The 20,204-nt window shown below is 69.9% G+C and carries 17 protein-coding genes and 2 tRNA genes; 14 read left to right on the forward strand and 5 right to left on the reverse strand.

Features of this window, described 5'->3' with window-relative positions:
• Positions 1-879: 879 nt before the first annotated feature.
• The 9 genes from dnaN to ACIF8S_RS17610 all read left to right on the forward strand — a co-directional run bounded on the left by dnaN (position 880) and on the right by ACIF8S_RS17610 (position 11,433).
• On the forward strand, positions 880-2,010 hold the full coding sequence (dnaN, locus tag ACIF8S_RS17570; RefSeq protein ID WP_024886272.1) for a DNA polymerase III subunit beta: 1,131 nt from the start codon (positions 880-882) through the stop codon (positions 2,008-2,010).
• A 141-nt stretch (positions 2,011-2,151) separates the two neighbouring features.
• Positions 2,152-3,027, forward strand: a complete 876-nt coding sequence (gene gnd, locus ACIF8S_RS17575) for a phosphogluconate dehydrogenase (NAD(+)-dependent, decarboxylating) (protein ID WP_024886273.1) — start codon at positions 2,152-2,154, stop codon at positions 3,025-3,027.
• A 72-nt stretch (positions 3,028-3,099) separates the two neighbouring features.
• A complete protein-coding gene (gene recF, locus ACIF8S_RS17580; RefSeq protein ID WP_399999964.1) occupies positions 3,100-4,221 on the forward strand; it encodes a DNA replication/repair protein RecF in 1,122 nt (373 codons plus the stop codon).
• On the forward strand, positions 4,218-4,760 hold the full coding sequence (locus tag ACIF8S_RS17585; RefSeq protein WP_399999965.1) for a DUF721 domain-containing protein: 543 nt from the start codon (positions 4,218-4,220) through the stop codon (positions 4,758-4,760). Before recF ends, ACIF8S_RS17585 begins: the two co-directional genes overlap by 4 nt.
• 433 nt (positions 4,761-5,193) lie before the next feature.
• Complete coding sequence (gene gyrB, locus ACIF8S_RS17590; protein WP_349795601.1) at positions 5,194-7,254, forward strand: DNA topoisomerase (ATP-hydrolyzing) subunit B; 2,061 nt, start codon at positions 5,194-5,196, stop codon at positions 7,252-7,254.
• A 42-nt stretch (positions 7,255-7,296) separates the two neighbouring features.
• On the forward strand, positions 7,297-9,894 hold the full coding sequence (gene gyrA / locus ACIF8S_RS17595; RefSeq protein WP_399999966.1) for a DNA gyrase subunit A: 2,598 nt from the start codon (positions 7,297-7,299) through the stop codon (positions 9,892-9,894).
• A gap of 18 nt (positions 9,895-9,912) precedes the next feature.
• On the forward strand, positions 9,913-10,659 hold the full coding sequence (locus ACIF8S_RS17600) for a DUF3566 domain-containing protein (protein ID WP_349795597.1): 747 nt from the start codon (positions 9,913-9,915) through the stop codon (positions 10,657-10,659).
• Positions 10,660-10,779: 120 nt separating this feature from the next.
• A tRNA-Ile gene (locus ACIF8S_RS17605) sits at positions 10,780-10,853 on the forward strand.
• A 202-nt stretch (positions 10,854-11,055) separates the two neighbouring features.
• On the forward strand, positions 11,056-11,433 hold the full coding sequence (locus ACIF8S_RS17610) for a VOC family protein (RefSeq protein WP_399999967.1): 378 nt from the start codon (positions 11,056-11,058) through the stop codon (positions 11,431-11,433).
• A gap of 297 nt (positions 11,434-11,730) precedes the next feature.
• Here the strand turns inward: ACIF8S_RS17610 and ACIF8S_RS17615 are convergent, their stop codons facing one another.
• On the reverse strand, positions 11,731-12,174 hold the full coding sequence (locus ACIF8S_RS17615; RefSeq protein ID WP_399999968.1) for a DUF6344 domain-containing protein: 444 nt from the start codon (positions 12,172-12,174) through the stop codon (positions 11,731-11,733).
• A gap of 339 nt (positions 12,175-12,513) precedes the next feature.
• On the opposite strand from ACIF8S_RS17615, the gene ACIF8S_RS17620 reads away from it, so the two are divergent.
• Positions 12,514-12,642, forward strand: coding sequence for a DLW-39 family protein (locus ACIF8S_RS17620; RefSeq protein ID WP_003999697.1), 129 nt, complete (start codon positions 12,514-12,516; stop codon positions 12,640-12,642).
• A 142-nt stretch (positions 12,643-12,784) separates the two neighbouring features.
• Positions 12,785-14,125, forward strand: a complete 1,341-nt coding sequence (locus ACIF8S_RS17625) for a hypothetical protein (RefSeq protein WP_399999969.1) — start codon at positions 12,785-12,787, stop codon at positions 14,123-14,125.
• A gap of 213 nt (positions 14,126-14,338) precedes the next feature.
• Here ACIF8S_RS17625 and ACIF8S_RS17630 read toward each other — a convergent pair whose 3' ends face one another.
• Positions 14,339-15,883, reverse strand: a complete 1,545-nt coding sequence (locus ACIF8S_RS17630) for a protein kinase (RefSeq protein ID WP_399999970.1) — start codon at positions 15,881-15,883, stop codon at positions 14,339-14,341.
• Positions 15,884-16,034: 151 nt separating this feature from the next.
• The gene (locus tag ACIF8S_RS17635) at positions 16,035-16,583 is read right to left on the reverse strand and encodes a DNA-binding protein (RefSeq protein ID WP_215210635.1); all 549 of its coding nucleotides are present in this window, start codon (positions 16,581-16,583) and stop codon (positions 16,035-16,037) included.
• A 182-nt stretch (positions 16,584-16,765) separates the two neighbouring features.
• Between ACIF8S_RS17635 and ACIF8S_RS17640 the strand changes: the two genes are divergently transcribed.
• Positions 16,766-16,838: transfer RNA gene (locus ACIF8S_RS17640), tRNA-Ala, on the forward strand.
• Between the two features lie 241 nt (positions 16,839-17,079).
• Here the strand turns inward: ACIF8S_RS17640 and ACIF8S_RS17645 are convergent.
• A complete protein-coding gene (locus ACIF8S_RS17645; RefSeq protein ID WP_399999971.1) occupies positions 17,080-17,778 on the reverse strand; it encodes a DUF5324 family protein in 699 nt (232 codons plus the stop codon).
• 353 nt (positions 17,779-18,131) lie between these two features.
• Here ACIF8S_RS17645 and ACIF8S_RS17650 point away from each other — a divergent pair, with 353 nt between their 5' ends.
• Together ACIF8S_RS17650 and ACIF8S_RS17655 are read left to right on the forward strand one after the other, a co-directional pair.
• On the forward strand, positions 18,132-18,659 hold the full coding sequence (locus tag ACIF8S_RS17650; protein WP_399999972.1) for a peptidylprolyl isomerase: 528 nt from the start codon (positions 18,132-18,134) through the stop codon (positions 18,657-18,659).
• Positions 18,660-18,759: 100 nt separating this feature from the next.
• Complete coding sequence (locus tag ACIF8S_RS17655; protein WP_399999973.1) at positions 18,760-19,647, forward strand: rhomboid family intramembrane serine protease; 888 nt, start codon at positions 18,760-18,762, stop codon at positions 19,645-19,647.
• 302 nt (positions 19,648-19,949) lie between these two features.
• Here ACIF8S_RS17655 and crgA read toward each other — a convergent pair whose 3' ends face one another.
• Complete coding sequence (gene crgA / locus ACIF8S_RS17660) at positions 19,950-20,204, reverse strand: cell division protein CrgA (protein ID WP_024886287.1); 255 nt, start codon at positions 20,202-20,204, stop codon at positions 19,950-19,952.

The raw sequence follows: 20,204 nt of genomic DNA on the forward strand, positions 1-20,204 counted from the left end.
GTCGCCCCCGTCCGACGCCCAGAGGCGTCTCCGACCCCGTCCCTCGGCAGTCCCCTCCGGATTCCGGCGGCGTCCGGCGGCGTCACGGCCCCGTGCGGTGTTCGATTTCCGCCCGGGGTTACGGCCGTCCTCCACAGATTCGGTGACTTTTTCCCGTCCACACGCTGGGGACCGGGAAGTTGTCCCAACCTCATCCACAGTGCACCCTGGCGACACAGCATCTGTGCAGGTCATCTGCCTGTGGATCCGTGGACGAAGGATCTCCACAGACTGTGGACGAAGAACTGATCCACAGGCTGTGCATCAAGTTGTCCACGGCCAACCCACAGGCTGCGGCCGGTTGTCCCCAGTGATCACCGGCTTCTCCACATGGCTGTCCACTGTTCGGCAACCTGACGCGTCTTCTCACCGGGGCGAGTGAAAGCCGTCACATCGTGCTGCCGGAGGGGGCTGTGGGAAAGGACCGCAAACCTGGGGACGCAGCTGGGGAGAACTCGGCCTCCCCTGTGCACGGGATGTGCAGAACTTTCCGTTCTCCACAGAACGGCCAGGTTGTCCACGGGCGCCGCCCACAGGGTCGGTGGACAAAAAACCGAGCCTGACCTGGGAAAACGGGGTTATCCACGGTATCCACAGGCCCTACTACTACTCCCGACCATAGAGAGCCAGGAATTCGTTTCGAAGGGGGTCCTGTGCACAACTCGCTGTCTCGGCCCGACTGCCACTCGTCACGACTTGACCCCGAGAGGCACCTACTGTCAGTGCGGTGCGTCAGACTGGACCCCGGTGTCCTTCCCCTCACCGGGGCCGACGACACCGAGTCAGACGACGAAAGCCAGGCAGGGCGAGAAGCGCCGGCAACAGCAGGAGGCGGCAACAGTGAAGATCCGGGTGGAACGCGACGTACTCGCGGAGGCAGTGGCCTGGGCGGCTCGCAGCCTCCCGGCCCGTCCGCCGGCGCCTGTCCTCGCCGGCCTGCTGCTCAAGGCCGAGGACGGCCAGCTGAGCCTGTCCAGCTTCGACTACGAGGTCTCCGCGCGGGTGTCGGTGGAGGCCGAGGTCGAGGAGGAGGGCACGGTCCTGGTCTCCGGCCGCCTGCTGGCCGACATCTCCCGCGCCCTGCCCAACCGGCCGGTGGAGATTTCCACAGACGGTGTACGGGCGACGGTGGTCTGCGGCTCCTCCCGGTTCACCCTCCACACACTGCCTGTGGAGGAGTACCCGGCCCTGCCGCAGATGCCGAACGCGACGGGCACCGTCCCCGGCGAGGTCTTCGCCTCCGCCGTGCAGCAGGTCGCCATCGCGGCCGGCCGCGACGACACCCTGCCCGTCCTCACCGGTGTGCGCATCGAGATCGAGGGCGACACGGTGACGCTCGCCTCCACCGACCGCTACCGCTTCGCGGTCCGCGAGTTCCTGTGGAAGCCGGAGAACCCGGAGGCTTCCGCGGTCGCCCTGGTGCCCGCCAAGACGCTGCTGGACACCGCCAAGGCGCTGACCAGCGGCGACCAGGTCATCCTGGCGCTGTCGGGCTCCGGTGCCGGTGAGGGGCTGATCGGTTTCGAGGGCGCCGGCCGCCGTACCACCACGCGCCTGCTGGAGGGCGACCTCCCGAAGTACCGCACGCTGTTCCCGACGGAGTTCAACAGCGTCGCCGTGATCGAGACCGCCCCCTTCGTGGAGGCCGTGAAGCGCGTGGCGCTGGTCGCCGAGCGCAACACCCCGGTGCGGCTGAGCTTCGAGCAGGGTGTGCTCATCCTGGAGGCCGGTTCCAGCGACGACGCACAGGCTGTGGAAAGGGTCGACGCCCAGCTGGAGGGCGACGACATCTCCATCGCCTTCAACCCGACGTTCCTGCTGGACGGCCTGAGCGCCATCGACTCCCCGGTCGCCCAGCTGTCCTTCACCACGTCCACCAAGCCGGCGCTGCTCAGCGGCCGCCCGGCGATGGACGCGGAGGCGGACGAGGCCTACAAGTACCTGATCATGCCGGTGCGTCTCAGCGGCTGATCCGCTTCACGCGGGAGCCGCAGGTGAGGACGGGCGTGTGAGCGCGTATGCCCACAGATGTGCGCGAGCGTCCGGGTTTAGGCTCGGACGCCGGCACGCAAGGTGCCGTCACGTCCCGTCGCAACCTAAGGAACACATCTGATGGAGCTCGGTCTCGTCGGTCTCGGCAAGATGGGCGGCAACATGCGCGAGCGGCTGCGCCGCGCGGGCCACACCGTCTTCGGGTACGACCGCAACCCGGACCTCGCCGATGTCCACAGCCTGCAGGAGCTTGTGGGCAAGCTCAGCGGCCCCCGTGTGGTGTGGGTGATGGTCCCGGCCGGCGAGCCGACCCAGTCCACCGTCGACGAGCTCGCCGAGCTGCTGGAGCCCGGCGACGTCGTGGTGGACGGCGGCAACTCCCGCTGGACGGACGACGAGAAGCACGCCGCGGAGCTGGCCGCCAAGGGCATCGGCTTCGTCGACTGCGGCGTCTCCGGCGGCGTCTGGGGCCTGGAGAACGGCTACGCGCTGATGTACGGCGGCTCCGCGGAGGACGTCGCCAAGGTGCAGCCGATATTCGACGCCCTCAAGCCGGAGGGCGACTTCGGCTCGGTGCACGCCGGCAAGGTGGGCGCGGGGCACTTCGCGAAGATGGTCCACAACGGCATCGAGTACGCCATGATGCAGGCCTACGCCGAGGGCTGGGAGCTGCTGGAGAAGGTCGACTCGGTGACCGACGTGCGGGAGGTCTTCCGCTCCTGGCAGGAGGGCACCGTCATCCGCTCCTGGCTGCTCGACCTGGCGGTCAACGCCCTCGACGAGGACGAGCACCTGGAGGACCTCCGGGGTTATGCACAGGACTCCGGTGAGGGACGCTGGACTGTGGAGGCCGCCATCGACAACGCGGTCCCGCTGCCGGCGATCACGGCCTCGCTGTTCGCGAGGTTCGCCTCCCGCCAGGAGGACTCGCCGCAGATGAAGATGATCGCGGCGCTGCGGAACCAGTTCGGCGGGCACGCGGTCGAGAAGAAGTAGTCCACAGGGACGGCACTTGTCCACAGGACCGCGCGGCGGTCCACAACGCCGCGGGAGGTCGGCGAAACGACCATGCACGTCACGCATCTGTCGCTGGCCGACTTCCGCTCCTACCCCCGGGTCGAGGTTCCGCTCGACCCGGGGGTGACGGCCTTCGTCGGCCCCAACGGGCAGGGCAAGACGAACCTCGTCGAGGCGGTCGGCTACCTCGCCACCCTCGGCAGCCACCGGGTGTCCTCCGACGCCCCGCTGGTCCGCATGGGCGCCGACCGCGCGATCGTCCGGGCCCAGGTCCGGCAGGGCGACCGGCAGCAGCTGATCGAGCTGGAGCTCAACCCGGGCCGCGCCAACCGCGCCCGCATCAACCGGTCCTCGCAGGTCCGGCCGCGGGACGTGCTGGGGATCGTGCGGACCGTGCTGTTCGCGCCCGAGGACCTGGCGCTGGTCAAGGGCGATCCGGGTGAGCGCCGACGGTTCCTCGACGAGCTGATCACCGCGCGCTCCCCGCGCATGGCGGGCGTCCGCTCCGACTACGACCGGGTGCTCAAGCAGCGCAACACCCTGCTGAAGTCGGCGGCGCTGGCCCGTCGGCACGGCGGACGCACCCTGGACCTGTCCACGCTGGACGTCTGGGACCAGCACCTCGCGCGCGCGGGCGCCGAACTCCTGGCGCAGCGCCTGGACCTGGTGGCCGCGCTCCAGCCGCTGGCCGACAAGGCGTACGAGCAACTGGCGCCCGGCGGTGGCCCGGTCGCCCTGGAGTACAAGCCGTCCGCGCCGGGCGAGGCGCACACGCGCGAGGACCTGTTCGAGCAGCTGATGGCCGCGCTCGCGGAGTCCCGCAAGCCGGAGATCGAACGGGGGGTCACCCTGGTCGGCCCGCACCGTGACGACCTGCTGCTCAAGCTGGGCCAGCTGCCCGCCAAGGGCTACGCCTCGCACGGCGAGTCGTGGTCGTACGCCCTGGCGCTGCGCCTCGCCTCCTACGACCTGCTGCGCGCCGAGGGCAACGAGCCGGTGCTGGTGCTGGACGACGTGTTCGCCGAGCTGGACGCGCGCCGCCGGGAGCGTCTGGCCGAGCTGGTGGCCCCCGGTGAGCAGGTGCTGGTGACGGCCGCCGTCGACGACGACGTACCGCACGTGCTGGCGGGTACGCGGTTCGCCGTGGCCGAGGGGACGGTGGAGCGCGCATGAGCGACGGGAAGCCGGCCGCCGGCGATTCCGGGAAGTCGCCGGAGCCCTCCGGCGTCGATCTGGCGCGCGTGGCGCTGCGCGCGGCCCGGGAGGCGGCACGCGCGCGTGGGGACGCGGCGCAGCAGAAGAAGCAGGCGCGGCGCGGGGGCCTGCGCTCCGGGGCGCGCACCGACCGGCGGGACCCGATGGCGCTCGGCGCGGCGATCAACCGCCTTCTCACCGAGCGCGGTTGGGAAGCCCCGGCGGCGGTGGGCGGCGTGATGGGCCGCTGGCCGGAGATCGTCGGCGAGGACGTGGCCAAGCACTGCGAGCCGGAGCGCTACGACGAGGACGAGCGGGTGCTGGTGGTGCGCTGCGACTCCACTGCCTGGGCGACCAATCTGAGGCTGCTGGCGCCGACACTCGTGGCCCGCCTGAACGACGATCTGGGGCACGGCACCGTGCGACTGATCAAGGTCGTCGGACCCGGGGGTCCGGTCCGCCGTTTCGGGCCGCTGCGGGCTCCGGGCAGCACCGGTCCCGGCGACACGTACGGGTGATCCGGGGGCTTTTTCCGCCCTGCCGGACACAAGTGAGAGACATCACATCAGGGCTTCTCAGCACCGCCTTCGCGGGCCGGAAGCCCGCTTCGTCGCGCCCCCGCACACGGGTGCGAACCACCACCTGACTCGTAAGTAGCCAAGGGTTGACGGTCGAAAGCGCTGAGTGCCGTCGTGGGGCTCTTGGAGCCCCCATCCGCATATCGGGAGTCGGGCGAGGCCGGTTCAGGGCGCCACATGCGGACTCAGGTGCCCGCAAACCCCCATCGATGTCAGCGCTACCGGTAGACTGGAAGACAATCCCGCCCCGTCCGTGGGGACCGTCCGGGAAGAGCTGAGCAACGCTGATCAAGGCTTACCAACGCAACATGCCGCAGCCGCTCCGGCAACCTGCCGACGAGCCCGGCTCGTGCTGTGCCAGAAAGGGCGCTTCGTGGCCGATTCCGGCAACCCCAACGAGAACATCCCGTCCACCGACACCGGCGTCACCGACGCGGCGAGCCCCTCGACCGACGAGGGAGCCACGTCGTACGACGCGAGCGCCATCACCGTCCTCGAGGGCCTGGACGCGGTCCGTAAGCGACCCGGTATGTACATCGGGTCGACCGGCGAGCGGGGACTGCACCACTTGGTGCAGGAGGTCGTCGACAACTCGGTCGACGAGGCGCTGGCCGGCTACGCGGACACGATCGACGTGACGATCCTGGCCGACGGCGGCGTCCGCGTCGTCGACAACGGCCGTGGCATCCCGGTGGGCATCGTCCCCTCCGAAGGCAAGCCCGCCGTCGAGGTCGTCCTGACCGTGCTGCACGCGGGCGGCAAGTTCGGCGGCGGCGGCTACGCGGTCTCCGGCGGTCTGCACGGCGTGGGCGTGTCCGTGGTCAACGCGCTGTCGACGCGCGTCGCCGTCGAGGTCAAGACCGACGGCCACCGCTGGACGCAGGACTACAAGCTGGGCGTCCCCACCGCGCCCCTGGTCAAGCACGAGGCCACCGAGGAGACCGGCACGTCGGTCACCTTCTGGGCCGACGGCGACATCTTCGAGACCACCGACTACTCCTTCGAGACGCTCTCCCGGCGCTTCCAGGAGATGGCGTTCCTCAACAAGGGTCTGAAGATCAACCTCACCGACGAGCGGGAGTCGGCGAAGGCCACCGCCGGTGCGGACGAGGCCGGCGAGGACGAGAAGGACGAGGTCAAGACCGTCTCGTACCACTACGAGGGCGGCATCGTCGACTTCGTGAAGTACCTCAACTCCCGCAAGGGAGAGGTGGTCCACCCCACCGTCATCGACCTCGAGGCCGAGGACAAGGACCGTCACCTGTCCCTCGAGGTCGCCATGCAGTGGAACGGCGGCTACACCGAGGGCGTGTACTCCTTCGCGAACATCATCCACACCCACGAGGGCGGTACGCACGAAGAGGGCTTCCGCGCCGCGCTGACCTCGCTGATCAACAAGTACGCGCGCGACAAGAAGCTGCTGCGCGACAAGGACGACAACCTCACGGGTGACGACATCCGCGAGGGTCTGACCGCGATCATCTCGGTGAAGCTGAGCGAGCCGCAGTTCGAGGGCCAGACCAAGACCAAGCTGGGCAACACCGAGGTGAAGACCTTCGTGCAGAAGGTCGTCTACGAGCACCTCGCCGACTGGCTGGACCGCAACCCCAACGAGGCCGCGGACATCGTCCGCAAGGGCATCGCGGCGGCCACCGCGCGCGTGGCGGCCCGCAAGGCGCGTGACCTGACCCGCCGCAAGGGCCTGCTGGAGACGGCGTCCCTGCCGGGCAAGCTGTCCGACTGCCAGTCGAACGACCCCACCAAGTGCGAGATCTTCATCGTCGAGGGTGACTCCGCCGGCGGTTCGGCCAAGTCCGGCCGTAACCCCGAGTACCAGGCGATCCTCCCGATCCGCGGCAAGATCCTGAACGTCGAGAAGGCGCGCATCGACCGGATCCTGCAGAACCAGGAGATCCAGGCGATGATCTCCGCGTTCGGCACCGGCGTGCACGAGGACTTCGACATCGAGAAGCTCCGCTATCACAAGATCATCCTGATGGCGGACGCCGACGTCGACGGCCAGCACATCAACACCCTGCTGCTGACGTTCCTGTTCCGCTTCATGCGGCCGCTGGTCGAGGCCGGACACGTGTTCCTGTCCCGTCCCCCGCTCTACAAGATCAAGTGGGGCAAGGACGACTTCGAGTACGCGTACTCCGACCGCGAGCGCGACGCGCTGATCGAGATGGGCCGCAACGCCGGCAAGCGCATCCGCGAGGACTCCGTCCAGCGCTTCAAGGGTCTCGGCGAGATGAACGCCGAGGAACTGCGTATCACCACGATGGACCAGGAGCACCGCGTGCTCGGCCAGGTCACCCTGGACGACGCCGCCCAGGCCGACGACCTGTTCTCGGTCCTGATGGGCGAGGACGTCGAGGCACGCCGCGCGTTCATCCAGCGCAACGCCAAGGACGTCCGCTTCCTCGACATCTGAGTCGGTCTCAGCTGACCGCACCAGGAAGGACCTTCACCAGCAATGACCGACGAGAACACTCCCGTCACGCCTCTTGAGGACGTGGACGCCGCCGCCATGCGTGTCGAGCCCGTCGGGCTCGAGACGGAGATGCAGCGGTCGTACCTCGACTACGCGATGTCCGTCATCGTGTCGCGTGCGCTGCCGGACGTCCGTGACGGCCTCAAGCCCGTCCACCGCCGTGTGCTGTACGCGATGTACGACGGCGGCTACCGCCCCGAGCGCGGCTTCTACAAGTGCGCCCGCGTCGTCGGCGACGTCATGGGCAACTACCACCCGCACGGCGACTCCTCGATCTACGACGCGCTGGTCCGCCTGGCGCAGCCGTGGTCGATGCGGATGCCGCTGGTGGACTCCAACGGCAACTTCGGCTCCCCGGGCAACGACCCCGCTGCGGCGATGCGCTACACCGAGTGCAAGATGGCGCCGCTGTCGATGGAGATGGTCCGTGACATCGACGAGGAGACCGTCGACTTCACGGACAACTACGACGGCCGCTCCCAGGAGCCGACCGTCCTGCCGGCGCGCTTCCCGAACCTGCTGATCAACGGTTCGGCCGGTATCGCCGTCGGCATGGCGACCAACATCCCGCCGCACAACCTGCGCGAGGTGGCGGCCGGCGCCCAGTGGTACCTGGAGAACCCCGAGGCCTCGCACGAGGAGCTGCTGGACGCGCTGATCGAGCGCATCAAGGGCCCCGACTTCCCGACCGGCGCCCTGGTGGTGGGCCGCAAGGGCATCGAGGAGGCGTACCGCACGGGCCGCGGCTCGATCACCATGCGCGCGGTGGTCGAGGTCGAGGAGATCCAGAACCGCCAGTGTCTGGTGGTCACGGAGCTGCCGTACCAGACCAACCCCGACAACCTCGCGCAGAAGATCGCCGACCTGGTGAAGGACGGCAAGGTCGGCGGCATCGCCGACGTGCGCGACGAGACGTCCTCGCGCACCGGTCAGCGCCTGGTCATCGTGCTGAAGCGGGACGCGGTCGCCAAGGTCGTCCTGAACAACCTGTACAAGCACACGGACCTGCAGAGCAACTTCGGCGCCAACATGCTGGCCCTGGTGGACGGCGTGCCCCGCACGCTGTCCCTGGACGCCTTCATCCGGCACTGGGTCACGCACCAGATCGAGGTCATCGTCCGCCGTACGCGCTTCCGGCTGCGCAAGGCGGAGGAGCGGGCGCACATCCTGCGTGGTCTGCTGAAGGCCCTGGACGCCATCGACGAGGTCATCGCGCTGATCCGGCGCAGCGACACCGTCGAGATCGCGCGCGGCGGCCTGATGGACCTCCTGGAGATCGACGACATCCAGGCCAACGCCATCCTTGAGATGCAGCTGCGCCGACTGGCCGCCCTGGAGCGCCAGAAGATCGTCCAGGAGCACGACGAGCTGCAGGCGAAGATCAGCGAATACAACGAGATCCTCGCCTCCCCGGTGCGCCAGCGGGGCATCGTCAGCCAGGAGCTGGCGGCGATCGTCGAGAAGTTCGGCGACGACCGCAAGACGAAGCTGATCCCGTACGAGGGCGACATGTCCATCGAGGACCTGATCGCCGAGGAGGACATCGTCGTCACGGTCACGCGTGGCGGCTACATCAAGCGCACCAAGACCGACGACTACCGGGCGCAGAAGCGTGGCGGCAAGGGGGTGCGCGGCGCGAAGCTGAAGGAAGACGACATCGTCAACCACTTCTTCGTGTCCACGACGCACCACTGGCTGCTGTTCTTCACCAACAAGGGCCGCGTCTACCGCGTGAAGGCGTACGAGCTGCCCGACGCCGGCCGCGACGCGCGCGGACAGCACGTGGCCAACCTGCTGGCCTTCCAGCCGGACGAGACCATCGCCCAGATCCGCGCGATCCGCGACTACGAGGCGACGCCCTACCTGGTCCTGGCCACCAAGGCCGGCCTGGTGAAGAAGACCCCGCTGAAGGACTACGACTCCCCGCGGTCCGGCGGTGTCATCGCCATCAACCTGCGCGAGCAGGAGGACGGGACCGACGACGAACTGATCGGTGCCGAGCTCGTCTCGGCCGATGACGATCTGCTGCTGATCAGCAAGAAGGCGCAGTCGATCAGGTTCACGGCGACGGACGACACGCTGCGCCCCATGGGACGCGCGACCTCGGGCGTCAAGGGCATGAGTTTCCGCGAAGGGGACGAGCTGCTCTCGATGAATGTTGTTCGACCCGGTACGTTCGTGTTCACTGCCACAGACGGCGGGTACGCGAAGCGGACCGCAGTCGACGAGTACCGGGTTCAGGGTCGCGGCGGCCTCGGCATCAAGGCCGCCAAGATCGTCGAGGACCGCGGGACCCTCGTCGGCGCGCTGGTGGTCGAGGAGACCGACGAAATTCTCGCCATCACGCTGTCAGGTGGTGTGATTCGCACGCGAGTCAACGAGATCAGGGAAACCGGCCGTGACACCATGGGCGTCCAACTGATCAACCTGAGCAAGCGCGATGCCGTGGTCGGCATCGCCCGTAACGCCGAAGCAGGACGCGAGGCGGAGGAAGTCGACGGCGACGTGGCCGTGGACGAGACCGCCGACGGGGACGCGACCACCGGCACGGACGAGGGCGAGGCGCCCTCCTCCGAGTAGCACGAGGAGTGAGTCAGCGTGAGCGGAGCCACGGGCGCCGGACCGGCCGGTACCAGTACGGGGACGGACGGCGGCGGCCGTGGCTCCGCCGCGCGGGCGGCCGATCCGCACACGACCAATCTCAAAGCGATCAAGGCGCCGGTCTCCGACGCCTCCTCGTCCACCAGGCAGGGATCCCAGGGGGGAACCGTGACGGACACCCGAGGCCCGCAGCAGGCCGCACCCGGGCAGGGTGCCGCCGCTCAGTCGGCCTCACCGCTGCCGGGCGAACGGCAGCCGCAGCAGCAGGCGGGCCCGTACCACCCGCCGCAGGCCTACCCGGCCCAGGCCGGCGCCGCGGCCGGCCGCACCGGGGCGGTGCGCCGGCCCCGCACGGGCGCCAGCACCACCCCGCGGGTGCGCAAGGCGCGCCTGCGGGTGGCGAAGGCCGACCCGTGGTCGGTCATGAAGGTGAGCTTCCTGCTGTCGATCGCCCTCGGCATCTGCACGATCGTCGCGGCCGCGGTGCTGTGGATGGTCATGGACGCCATGGGCGTGTTCTCGACGGTCGGCGGCACCATCTCCGAGGCGACCGGCTCCGAGGGGTCGAACGGCTTCGACCTCCAGTCGTTCCTGTCGCTGCCCAACGTCCTGATGTTCACGACGGTCATCGCGGTCATCGACGTCATCCTGGCGACGGCGCTCGCGACCCTGGGCGCGTTCATCTACAACCTCTCCGCCGGTTTCGTGGGCGGTGTCGAGCTGACGCTGGCCGAGGACGAGTGACCTGCTCAGCGGGCGCGCGCCGCCCGCTGTGACGGCCTCCCGACAATCGATTTTGGGACTGCCCCGGTCGTGCGCTAATCTTCAGGAGTCAGCGCGCGGGACACACACCGCAAGCGCGGCGGGGCTATAGCTCAGTTGGTTAGAGCGCATCCCTGATAAGGATGAGGCCACAGGTTCAAATCCTGTTAGCCCCACAGTGAGAAGAGACCCCCAGTCGGTGCGACTGGGGGTCTTCTGATGTCCCGGGGGTTGTGGGCCGGACGGGGCGAGGTGGGGTGAGTGCCTCGCGCCGGCCCGTCATCGCCCGGTACGGTCGCGGGCGCGTGCCGGGGTGCGGGCGTGAGACTCCCCGTACGGCCGGGCCGGATGATCCCGAGGTGGAAGTGGGTCCCGTTCATGGCGAGCCGTATCGGTGAACTCGTACTCGAATGCCGCGACCCGGAGCTGCTGGCGCGGTTCTGGTGCGAGGTGCTGGACTTCGTGGAGCTGGAACGCGACGGGGACGACATCGAGATCGGTCCCCGTGAAGGGTTCGGGGGCGCGCAGCCGACGATCGTCCTCAGCCGCAACGACGACCCGCAGCCGGGCAAGCCGCGGCTGCACATCGACGTCAACGCCACCGACCGCGACCAGGACGCCGAGCTCGAACGGCTGCTGGAGCTGGGGGCGCGGCCCGCCGACATCGGTCAGACCGGCGAGGAGTCGTGGCACGTCCTCGCCGACCCGGAGGGCAACGTGTTCTGCCTGCTGAGGCGCCGCCTGAACCCGCTCTGAGGGCTCGGAGACGTCGTTGGGGGGCACCCATGGGCCCTTGGTCCCTTTGAGTGCTGTCAGGGCCTGTCAGTCGCTCACATAGCCGTGTGCGGGCGTGTGAGGGGGATCGTCGCGGCGGGCTCATGGCCCGTCGGGCTCGTGTATCGGGTACGCCCCGGACCCCGGTCGGATGCCGACCGGGGTCCACGGGGGTGTTCGGCTCGTGTCGTGCCGTTGTGCTGTACGCAAGTTCGCCAGGACTCCGGGAAGCAGCGACGGCACGAGGAGGGTCGAGTCGGAAACAGCGGGCCGAGGGCCTCAGCGCTGGAGCGGGATGCGGCCGGCGGCGGCGGGCGCGGGCAGGGTGGAGGCCGAGTCCTCGGAACAGTGTGCGGGGACCAGCTCGGCATCCGGTCGTGCGGTCGAGTCCCGCTCCGCGCTCCGATGCCGTTCCTCGGTGCTCTCCGGCTCCGCGGCGGCGTCCTCGTGGGGCCGGTGCCGGCAGCTGGGGGACTTGCCGTGCGCCTCGGCGTGGATGCGCTGCTTCATCGTGGGGGGCAGTGCCCTGACCAGTGGCCAGGACCACAGGGACGTCGCCGGCGCGGGCGCCTCCGTCGTGGACGCGCTGTCGCTGTTGCGGGTCTCGCCGGTCTGCGGTACGGCCGCCGCGGCGGCCGTGGTGATGAGACCGAGCGCCGTGCACAGCGCGAGGAAGGCGGTGACGACGGTGTTCCACAGCTTCATGACCTTGTTCCTGGCCATGGCCCCTCACTTTCGGGTTGGGCGATTTGCGTACTTTCCTCATGATGTGTATGAGGGCCTCGAAGTGGTGGACCGACGCCCGTGCCGCGTGGATGTTCAGATGAACACCACTCGGATGGGCGTATGAGGGCGGAAAAGCCCTGGAGAGATGAGGAAAGGGAGCAAAAGACACCGTGCGTGCGGGTGTGATCACCCTCCGATCGGACCGTCCGCGCCGCGTGGATCCAGTTGCCTCCGAGGGCAGTTGGAGGCGGCGACGCAGGTCACCGATCGGTATCGGCCGGTGTGTATAGTCGGGCGCCAGAGGTCCCCTACGTCAAGGAAAGACGAGGTCGCGCGGTGAAGAAGCTTCTCCTGGTCGCACTGGCCGCCATCGGCGGGCTCCTCGTGTACCGCCAGATCCAGGCGGATCGCGCCGAGCAGGATCTGTGGACGGAGGCGACTGACTCCGTGCCCACGGGTTCGTGAGTACCGACATACGACGCTGAACAGACCCCGGCCGCAGATGCGGTCGGGGTTTTGTGTGGCCGGGACCTTGTGGCCGTGCCGCGCCCGCGGTGCAGGATGGGCGGCACGGTGCGAGGCCCGGCGACGGCGACGAGGGGGGCGCGTGAGGGGACGGCAGGGCACGGCGCGGAGCACGGCGCGGTCGTCGGGGCGGGGCCCGCACCCCGCCGTCAGGCGTCTGGGCCTGGTGGTCGCGCTCGTCCTGGGGCCGGTACTGCCGGCGCAGCAGGCCCGGGCCGTCGAGGAGGACACCACCCCCGCCTACGTCTTCGCCGCGGACGCGCAGCGGGTCGAAGGGGCCCCGAGCACCGCGGACGCCGTGGAACTGGAGCCCGGCCGGACCTACCGCAGCACTCTCCCGGCGGCCGGCGCGGTGTACTACCGCCTGGAACTGGACGACACGGCCACCGCCTACGTCTCCGCCACCGCCGTTCCGCCGCCCGGACGCACCGTCTCCGCCGCCGACGGCGTCAAGGTGACGGTGGAGGACACCGACGGCCGTTCCTGCGACGTGGACACGGCGAACCTCGGCGCACCCGGCACCCCCCGCCCCGTCGCCGCGTGGGCCATGCGGGAGATCTCCCCCAGGAGAAGCCTGTGCGCGGAGGCCGGGACGTACTACGTGACCGTGGAACGCGCCGCACCGGACGCGCGGGACGCCTCCCCCGACCCCTGGGAGCTGGAGCTCACCACGGTGTCGGAGCCCCGGCTGGAGACGGCGGGCCCCACGAGTGCGCCCGACGCGTGGAACTCGGCCACGCCCGCCCCCGCCCAGGGCCAGGCCCAACGGCGTCCGGGCGGCGAGGGCTTCGCGCAGGCGACCCCGCTCGGCGAAGGGGTGTGGCGGGACGACATACGGCCGGGCCAGACGCTCTTCTACCAGGTGCCCGTCGACTGGGGCCGGCAGCTCCACGCCACCGCCGAACTCGGCAGCTCCGGCACGGACACCTCCGGCTACGTCGCCTCCGCGCTCGACCTGGACCTCTACAACCCGGTACGCGGCCACGTCGAGGACCTGGGCATCGGTTACGACGGCGGCCAGAAGGCGAAGGCGCTCAAGCCCCTGCCTCCGGTGGCGTACGAGAACCGGCACGCCTCCGGCCGGCAGGTCACGGCGATGCGGTTCGCCGGCGCGTACTACCTCGTCGCGCACCTCTCCGCGGAGGTCGCGGAGAAGTTCGGCGACGGGCCCGTGCCGTTGACGCTGCGCGTGCGGCAGAGCGGGGCGGCGCAGGAAAGGCCCGGTTACGCGGGTCGTGCCGTGCCGTCGGACGTCTTCACGGTCGCGGGGAGCGGCGGGGGGACGGCCGGCGCCGGGGAGGGCGGCGCGGACGGCGACACCCTGTACCGGGTGCTCGCGGCGGGCGGCATCGGCACCGGGAGCGCCTTGGTGGTGGGGCTCGGGCTGTGGACGGTGGTGGCCCGGCGGCGGGCCGCGGTGTAGAGGCGGTCACCTGGGTGGGGCACGGGATCGTGCGTGCGTGCGTGCGACAGCGGCGGGTCCGCCTCACGGCCCCGCGGCCCCGGAGTCCTGCGGTCCCGTAGTCCGGTGGTTCCGGGGTCCCGCGGTCCCGTAGTCCGGTGGTTCCGGAGTCCCGCGATCCCGGAGTCCCGGAGTCCTGCGGTCCCGGGACGCCTGGGTCCCCTGGGCCCGAGTTCAGATGCGGGTGAGGGCCCAGAACCCCACGGCGTAACAGGCCAGGGCCAGCAGCAGGACGGGCACGGTCACCCGCGCCGGAGGGCCGGGCCGGCGGTTGCCGCGTCGGCGGTGCGACCGGGGGCCTGCCGTGTGCGGCGCCGGAACCGTGTCCGGAGGCGGAACCCGCGAGGACTCGGCGGTGTATTCAGCAGTGGAGGCATCGGGCCGTACGGGCGGTTGCGGCAGGGGGGAGTGCGGCGGATGGGTGGGTTCGTAGGGGGAGACGTCGGACGCGGGCTGCTGGTGGCCGCTGTACGGGGGATGAGGCGCGTACTGCGGGGGCTGAGAAGGGCGCTGGGGGGAGCGAGGAGCGGGCACGGAGGGCCCTGGCGGGGTGAAGAGGGAGGGCGCGGCAGGCGCGGCGCCCTCGGGCGGCGGCAGGGGGAAGCTGCCGGTGTCCGACATGCCCCCGGGCCGCGGGACGGCGCCCGGTGGCGTCGTGGGGGAGCCGGTGGTGCCCTGGCGTGGATCGACGGGGGCCGGTGCGGGTGGGCCGCCCACCACGGAGTCGGTCGTCTCCTCGGCTCCGGGCGGAGGTGCCCCGGGCGTCCCGGGTCTCCCGCCCGTGGCCTCGCCCTCTCTGGTCAGGTCATCCACCCCCGGACGCAGCCCGGACGCCTTCCTCAGCGGGCCTTCGGGGGCGAAACCGGCGGGCAGCGGGCCCAGTTGGTCGAAGATTTCGATCAGTTCGTCGTCGGGCCCCGGCTCCGGCAGCAGCTCCGCGGCCGAGGCCAGCGCCTTGCGCGCCCCGGTGGCCGTGCGGAAGCGGGCCTCCGGGGCGGGCTGGAGCAGGGTGGCCACGACCTGCCACAGCGGCTCGGGGATGCCCTGGGGTGCCCCGGGCGTTCCGTGGTCGGCGAAGTACTGGATGAGGGCCTTGGCGTCCGGTTTCGCGCCCTCGAGCAGATACAGCGCGACCAGACCCACGGCGAACAGGTCGGCGGGGAAGTCCGGTTCGGCGCCCATCATCTGCTCCGGGGCCAGATACCCGGGTGTGCCGACCACCAGGTTGGTCTCGGTCAGCCGGGGCTCGCCCAGCCGCATCGCGATGCCGAAGTCCGACAGCCGCAGCCTGGGCCTGCCCGTGCCGGTGGCTTCGAGGAGCACGTTGGCGGGCTTGATGTCGCGGTGCACCACGTCCTCCGCGTGCACCGCCGCGAGTCCCGCGAGCAACTGGTCGAGCAGGGTGCAGACGAACGCGGGCGGCAGCGGCCCGTAGTCGCCGACCAGGTGGACCAGGGACCCTCCGGCGACCAGGTCCATGGTGAACAGGACCTTGTCGTCGTCGGCGGCCCAACTGGTGGGGGCGAGGACATGGGGATGGTCGATCCGTAACGCCTGCTCACGCACGAAGCGCAACAGCGAATGGGCGTCGCTCTGCAGCAGGACCTTCGCCGCCACGTAGCGGCGACGGCGGTGGTCCCAGGCACGCCAGACGGCTCCGACGCCCCCGCGTCCGATCGGGTCGACCAGCTCGTACCGGCCGGCGAAGACCTCACCCATGGCTGTACGTCGCTCCTCCCCCTGAGGTGTCCCCCTGTCTCTCCCCCATGACGAGCGATACGACTCCCCCTGAGCCCCCGCTACTGGCCCGCTTCGCCTGCGTCGCACGTGTCACCGGCGGCCGAACCCCCTTCGGCCGCCGGGAGGTGCGTCAGTTCTGGTGGGACTGGTAGTGCGTGACCGCGTCGGACGTGCGGCCGGCTCCGTAGACCCGGAGGAACTCCGCCAGCTCGGGGTGTGAGGGCGCCAGGGTGTCGGCGGCCTCGATGATGTCGCCGGCCGCCGCCACCGAACGCAACAGGGACTGGATCTCACGGACCACGCGCTTCACCGTGGGCGCACCCGAACTGGTCGTGCTCGTCGTGGTGTTGGTGAGCACGGATCCCCCCTGGGACTTCTTGATCTCCTCCATGCGCTCGGTCGCCTCGGCGGCGCTCACGCTGCCGTCGGCCACCTGCCCCGCCAGGTCCTGCAGCAGCTGCACGCGCTGGACCACGGCCGGGTTGCCGATCTTCGCCCGCTGGCCGCTCATCAGCTGCGACAGCATCGGTGCGGACAGTCCCAGGACCCCCGCCAGCCGGGCCTGGTTGAGGCCCAGGTCGTCTATGAGCCTACGGAAGAGCGCCCCCAGCGGCTCCCCGTACCAATTCCGCTGCAGTTCCCGCGCTCTGGCGGTGGCTTCCTGCTGTGCGGCGTCCATTGCGTCTCCCCATCGCTTCCCCATGAACCGTGGGTTCGCTAGAGCGAACCACGCCGAGCATCTTACGGAGAGTGGTTGGTCACGGGGACCCCCAATCTTTTTGCGGAACCCCCGGGGGGACCCGGTACTCTGGTGTCGGGCGCCTGCCGGGACGTGTTTCTCCTGGTGGACGCTTTCCTTCCGGGGCCTTAGCTCAGTTGGTAGAGCGCTGTCTTTGCATGGCAGATGTCAGGGGTTCGACTCCCCTAGGCTCCACAGGGAAGACCCCTCCCACCTGCGGCAACGCGGTGCGAGGGGTCTTGTTTCACGTGAAACGGCGCGGGGGGGGGGGGGGGGCACCCCGGGGCCCCCCCCCCCCCGGCGCGGGGGGGGGGGGGGGGGGGCCCCGCCCCGGGGGGGGGGGGGTTGTTTTTCCTCGTCAACGGGGGGGGGGGGCGGGGGCCCCCGGCCCCCCCCCCCCCCGCGCCGTTCGCGTCGTGCGGGGTGCTGCCGACCGTCAGGTCTCGTCGCGCTTGGCGGCCTCTTCCTCGGCCTCCTTGGCCTCGACCTCCGGATCGAGGGCGCCCACGTCGCTGCCGTCGACCGACGTCAGAGTGGTCGAGCCGGACACGTCCGTCGCGGCCGGCGGTTCCACCAGCCAGTCCGGGTTGGCCTGCTTGTCCCACCACTTCCACGCGGCGAAGGCTCCGCCGACCACGGCCCCCAGGATCAGGACCGTCTTCGCGGCACGGCCCGCCTTCGCCCGCCGCTGCTGCTTGCGCACGAGCTTCTGAATCTGCTGGGCCGATACCTGGCCCCGCAGGGCGGCGAGAGCGGCTGCGCTGCGGGCCGCGGCCTCCTCGCGCGCCGGTCCGGCGGCGGCCACCGCCTGTTCGATCACCGGCCGCGAATACTCCGCGGCCTGGCGAGCGGCCAGGCGCGTACGAACGGCGGCCTGCTGGGCGGCCTTGTCGACCTTCGGCGGCATATGGGTCCGGGCCTGCTCCAGGTACGGCTGCACATGAGTGCCGTACTGGACGAGGGCCTGTCCTGCGGCCTGCGTCACCTTGGGCGCGAGCCGTACGCGGGCCTCTTGTGCGTAGTGCGCGGCCCTGACCTTGGCCGTGTCGGCGTAGGGCGCCACCACTTCCGCGGCGTGCAGCACGCTGTCCTTCGCCGAACCGGTCGCGGCGCGCACGCTGTCGATGCGGGTCACGAGTTCCTCCTCCTCGGTGGCGTACGGTATTTCGACTTTCCACCCTTTTACGGATCATGCCTGCCGGGTCGCCACGCGGCATGCGTGGGCGGGCGAACGGGTGCCGTCCTCGGTGACCGACGGCGATATCAAGAACGGCGATATCGAGGGCAAGCGGACGAATACGGTGCAACGGGTGCTTGTCGCCGACGATGCCACGGATCGGTGCGATGTGCCCCCGTCACGGGAGGACTCGTGACGGCTTTCGTGAGGGAAGCGACCCGGAGGCACTCTCTGTGCACGAAGGCCGGGCGACTCGACGCCCGGTCCGTGCGAGGATCAGGGAGTCACGGAAAGACAACGGAAGGCACATCGTGGCTACGCAGCTCTACGCCACCCTGAAGACCAATCACGGCGACATCCAGGTTCGGCTCTTCCCGGACCAGGCGCCGAAGACGGTCAAGAACTTCGTCGAGCTCGCCAAGGGCGAGCGGGAGTGGACCCACCCCCGGACCGGCCAGAAGACCACGGACAAGCTCTACGACGGCACGGTCTTCCACCGGGTGATCAGTGGCTTCATGATCCAGGGCGGTGACCCGCTGGGCAACGGCACCGGCGGCCCCGGCTACCAGTTCGCGGACGAGTTCCACCCGGACCTGCGCTTCGACAAGCCCTACCTGCTGGCAATGGCCAACGCCGGCCCGGGCACCAACGGCTCGCAGTTCTTCATCACCGTCGCCCCGACGGCCTGGCTGAACCGCAAGCACACGATCTTCGGTGAGGTCACCGACGGCGCGAGCCAGAAGGTCATCGACGCCATCGTGTCGGCGCCGACCAACCCGCGCACCGACCGCCCGGTGAACGATGTGGTCATCGAGTCGGTCGAGATCAACGAGGGCTGACCCCTCGTCCCCGAGGGCGAAAGCCTCGAAGGGAACCAATCGCCCCGCTCATCCGTAAGGATGGGCGGGGCGGGGTTTTTCCAACGACCTAGGGGATCTCATGGACGACCAGGCCGCCGACAGCGCTCAGGACGCCGGGCGCGCCCCTGGCTGCTACCGCCATCCGGACCGTGAGACCGGTGTCCGCTGCACCCGGTGCGAGCGGCCGATCTGTCCGGAGTGCATGGTCGACGCGTCCGTGGGATTCCAGTGCCCGGAATGCGTCCGCAGTGGTGGGGGCACCGGGCACGCGCCGTCCGTCTCCGCGCCCCGCACGCTGGCCGGCGGAAGCATCGCGGCGGATCCCCGGCTGGTGACGAAGATCCTCATCGGGATCAACCTGGCGGTCTTCCTGGCCGTGAACATCCAGTCGTCGTTGCTGAACGACCTCGTTCTGGTCGGCACCTGGCCGCCGGCGCCGTTCCTGCCGACCCAGGGCGTGGCGGAGGGCGAGTGGTACCGCCTGCTGACCTCGATGTTCACGCACGAGGAGTTCTGGCACGTCGGCTTCAACATGCTGGGCCTGTGGTGGCTGGGCGGACCGCTGGAGCAGCATCTGGGCCGGGCGCGCTATCTGGCGCTCTATCTGATCTCGGGTCTGGCCGGCGGCGCCCTGACGTATCTGCTGGCTGCGGGGACCTCCGCCTCGCTGGGTGCGTCCGGTGCCGTCTTCGGCCTGTTCGGCGCCACCGCCGTGCTGATGCGCCGGCTCCGCCAGGACATGCGGCCGATCATCGCCCTGCTGGTGATCAACCTCGTCTTCACCTTCGGGTGGAGCGGCATCGCCTGGGAAGCGCACATCGGCGGGCTGGTCGCCGGTGCCGTCATCGGCTACGCCATGGTGCACGCCCCGCGTGAGCGGCGGGCGCTGGTGCAGTACGGAACCTGTGCGGTGGTGTTGGCGGCGGTCGTGCTGATCACCCTGCTGAGGACCGCACAGCTCACGTGATTCAGGGGTTTGTCCACAGACGGTGGCGGATCTTGTGCATACGGTGCGACCGGGTCACCTGGCGTGCGTACGGACCGCTCTTTCTGCAGGTCAACCCACATGCGAACAAGCTTTCGGTTGGTGGTGTTTCTGTCACACCGGCGTCAACCTCGGAGGGGGTTATCCACAGATCGGGTTCCCTGTCCACATGTGGACAAGGGCTGTGGATAACTTAGGGGATAACCCTGCCCAGAGCTGCTGGAACCCCTCCGGGCAGGGCTGCGTTCAGTGACCGGTGGGCACGGTCCGCGCCCGGTCCGGCCCTACTTCCACTGCGTGGAGACGCCGAACCCCGCGGCGATGAAGCCGAAGCCCACCACGATGTTCCAGTTGCCCAGCGCGTCGATGGGCAGCGAGCCGTCGGTGACGTAGAACACGACGATCCAAGCCAGGCCGATGAGGAACAGGGCCAGCATCACCGGCGCGACCCAGGCGCGGTTGGTCAGCTTGATCGCGGCCGTCTGCTTGGCCGGAGGCGGCGTGTAGTCGGCCTTCTTGCGGATACGTGACTTCGGCAC

Source organism: Streptomyces sp. NPDC085937 (assembly GCF_044540535.1).
Taxonomy (GTDB): Bacteria; Actinomycetota; Actinomycetes; order Streptomycetales; family Streptomycetaceae; genus Streptomyces.

What these genes read in the sequence shown, in the direction of transcription:
- gnd (WP_024886273.1), top strand. Translation starts at nt 2,152, where the DNA reads ATGGAGCTCGGTCTCGTCGGTCTCGGCAAGATGGGCGGCAACATGCGC.
- recF (WP_399999964.1), top strand. Translation starts at nt 3,100, where the DNA reads ATGCACGTCACGCATCTGTCGCTGGCCGACTTCCGCTCCTACCCCCGG.
- ACIF8S_RS17585 (WP_399999965.1), top strand. Translation starts at nt 4,218, where the DNA reads ATGAGCGACGGGAAGCCGGCCGCCGGCGATTCCGGGAAGTCGCCGGAG.
- gyrA (WP_399999966.1), top strand. Translation starts at nt 7,297, where the DNA reads ATGACCGACGAGAACACTCCCGTCACGCCTCTTGAGGACGTGGACGCC.
- ACIF8S_RS17610 (WP_399999967.1), top strand. Translation starts at nt 11,056, where the DNA reads ATGGCGAGCCGTATCGGTGAACTCGTACTCGAATGCCGCGACCCGGAG.
- ACIF8S_RS17615 (WP_399999968.1), bottom strand. Translation starts at nt 12,174, where the DNA reads ATGGCCAGGAACAAGGTCATGAAGCTGTGGAACACCGTCGTCACCGCC.
- ACIF8S_RS17630 (WP_399999970.1), bottom strand. Translation starts at nt 15,883, where the DNA reads ATGGGTGAGGTCTTCGCCGGCCGGTACGAGCTGGTCGACCCGATCGGA.
- ACIF8S_RS17635 (WP_215210635.1), bottom strand. Translation starts at nt 16,583, where the DNA reads ATGGACGCCGCACAGCAGGAAGCCACCGCCAGAGCGCGGGAACTGCAG.
- ACIF8S_RS17655 (WP_399999973.1), top strand. Translation starts at nt 18,760, where the DNA reads ATGGACGACCAGGCCGCCGACAGCGCTCAGGACGCCGGGCGCGCCCCT.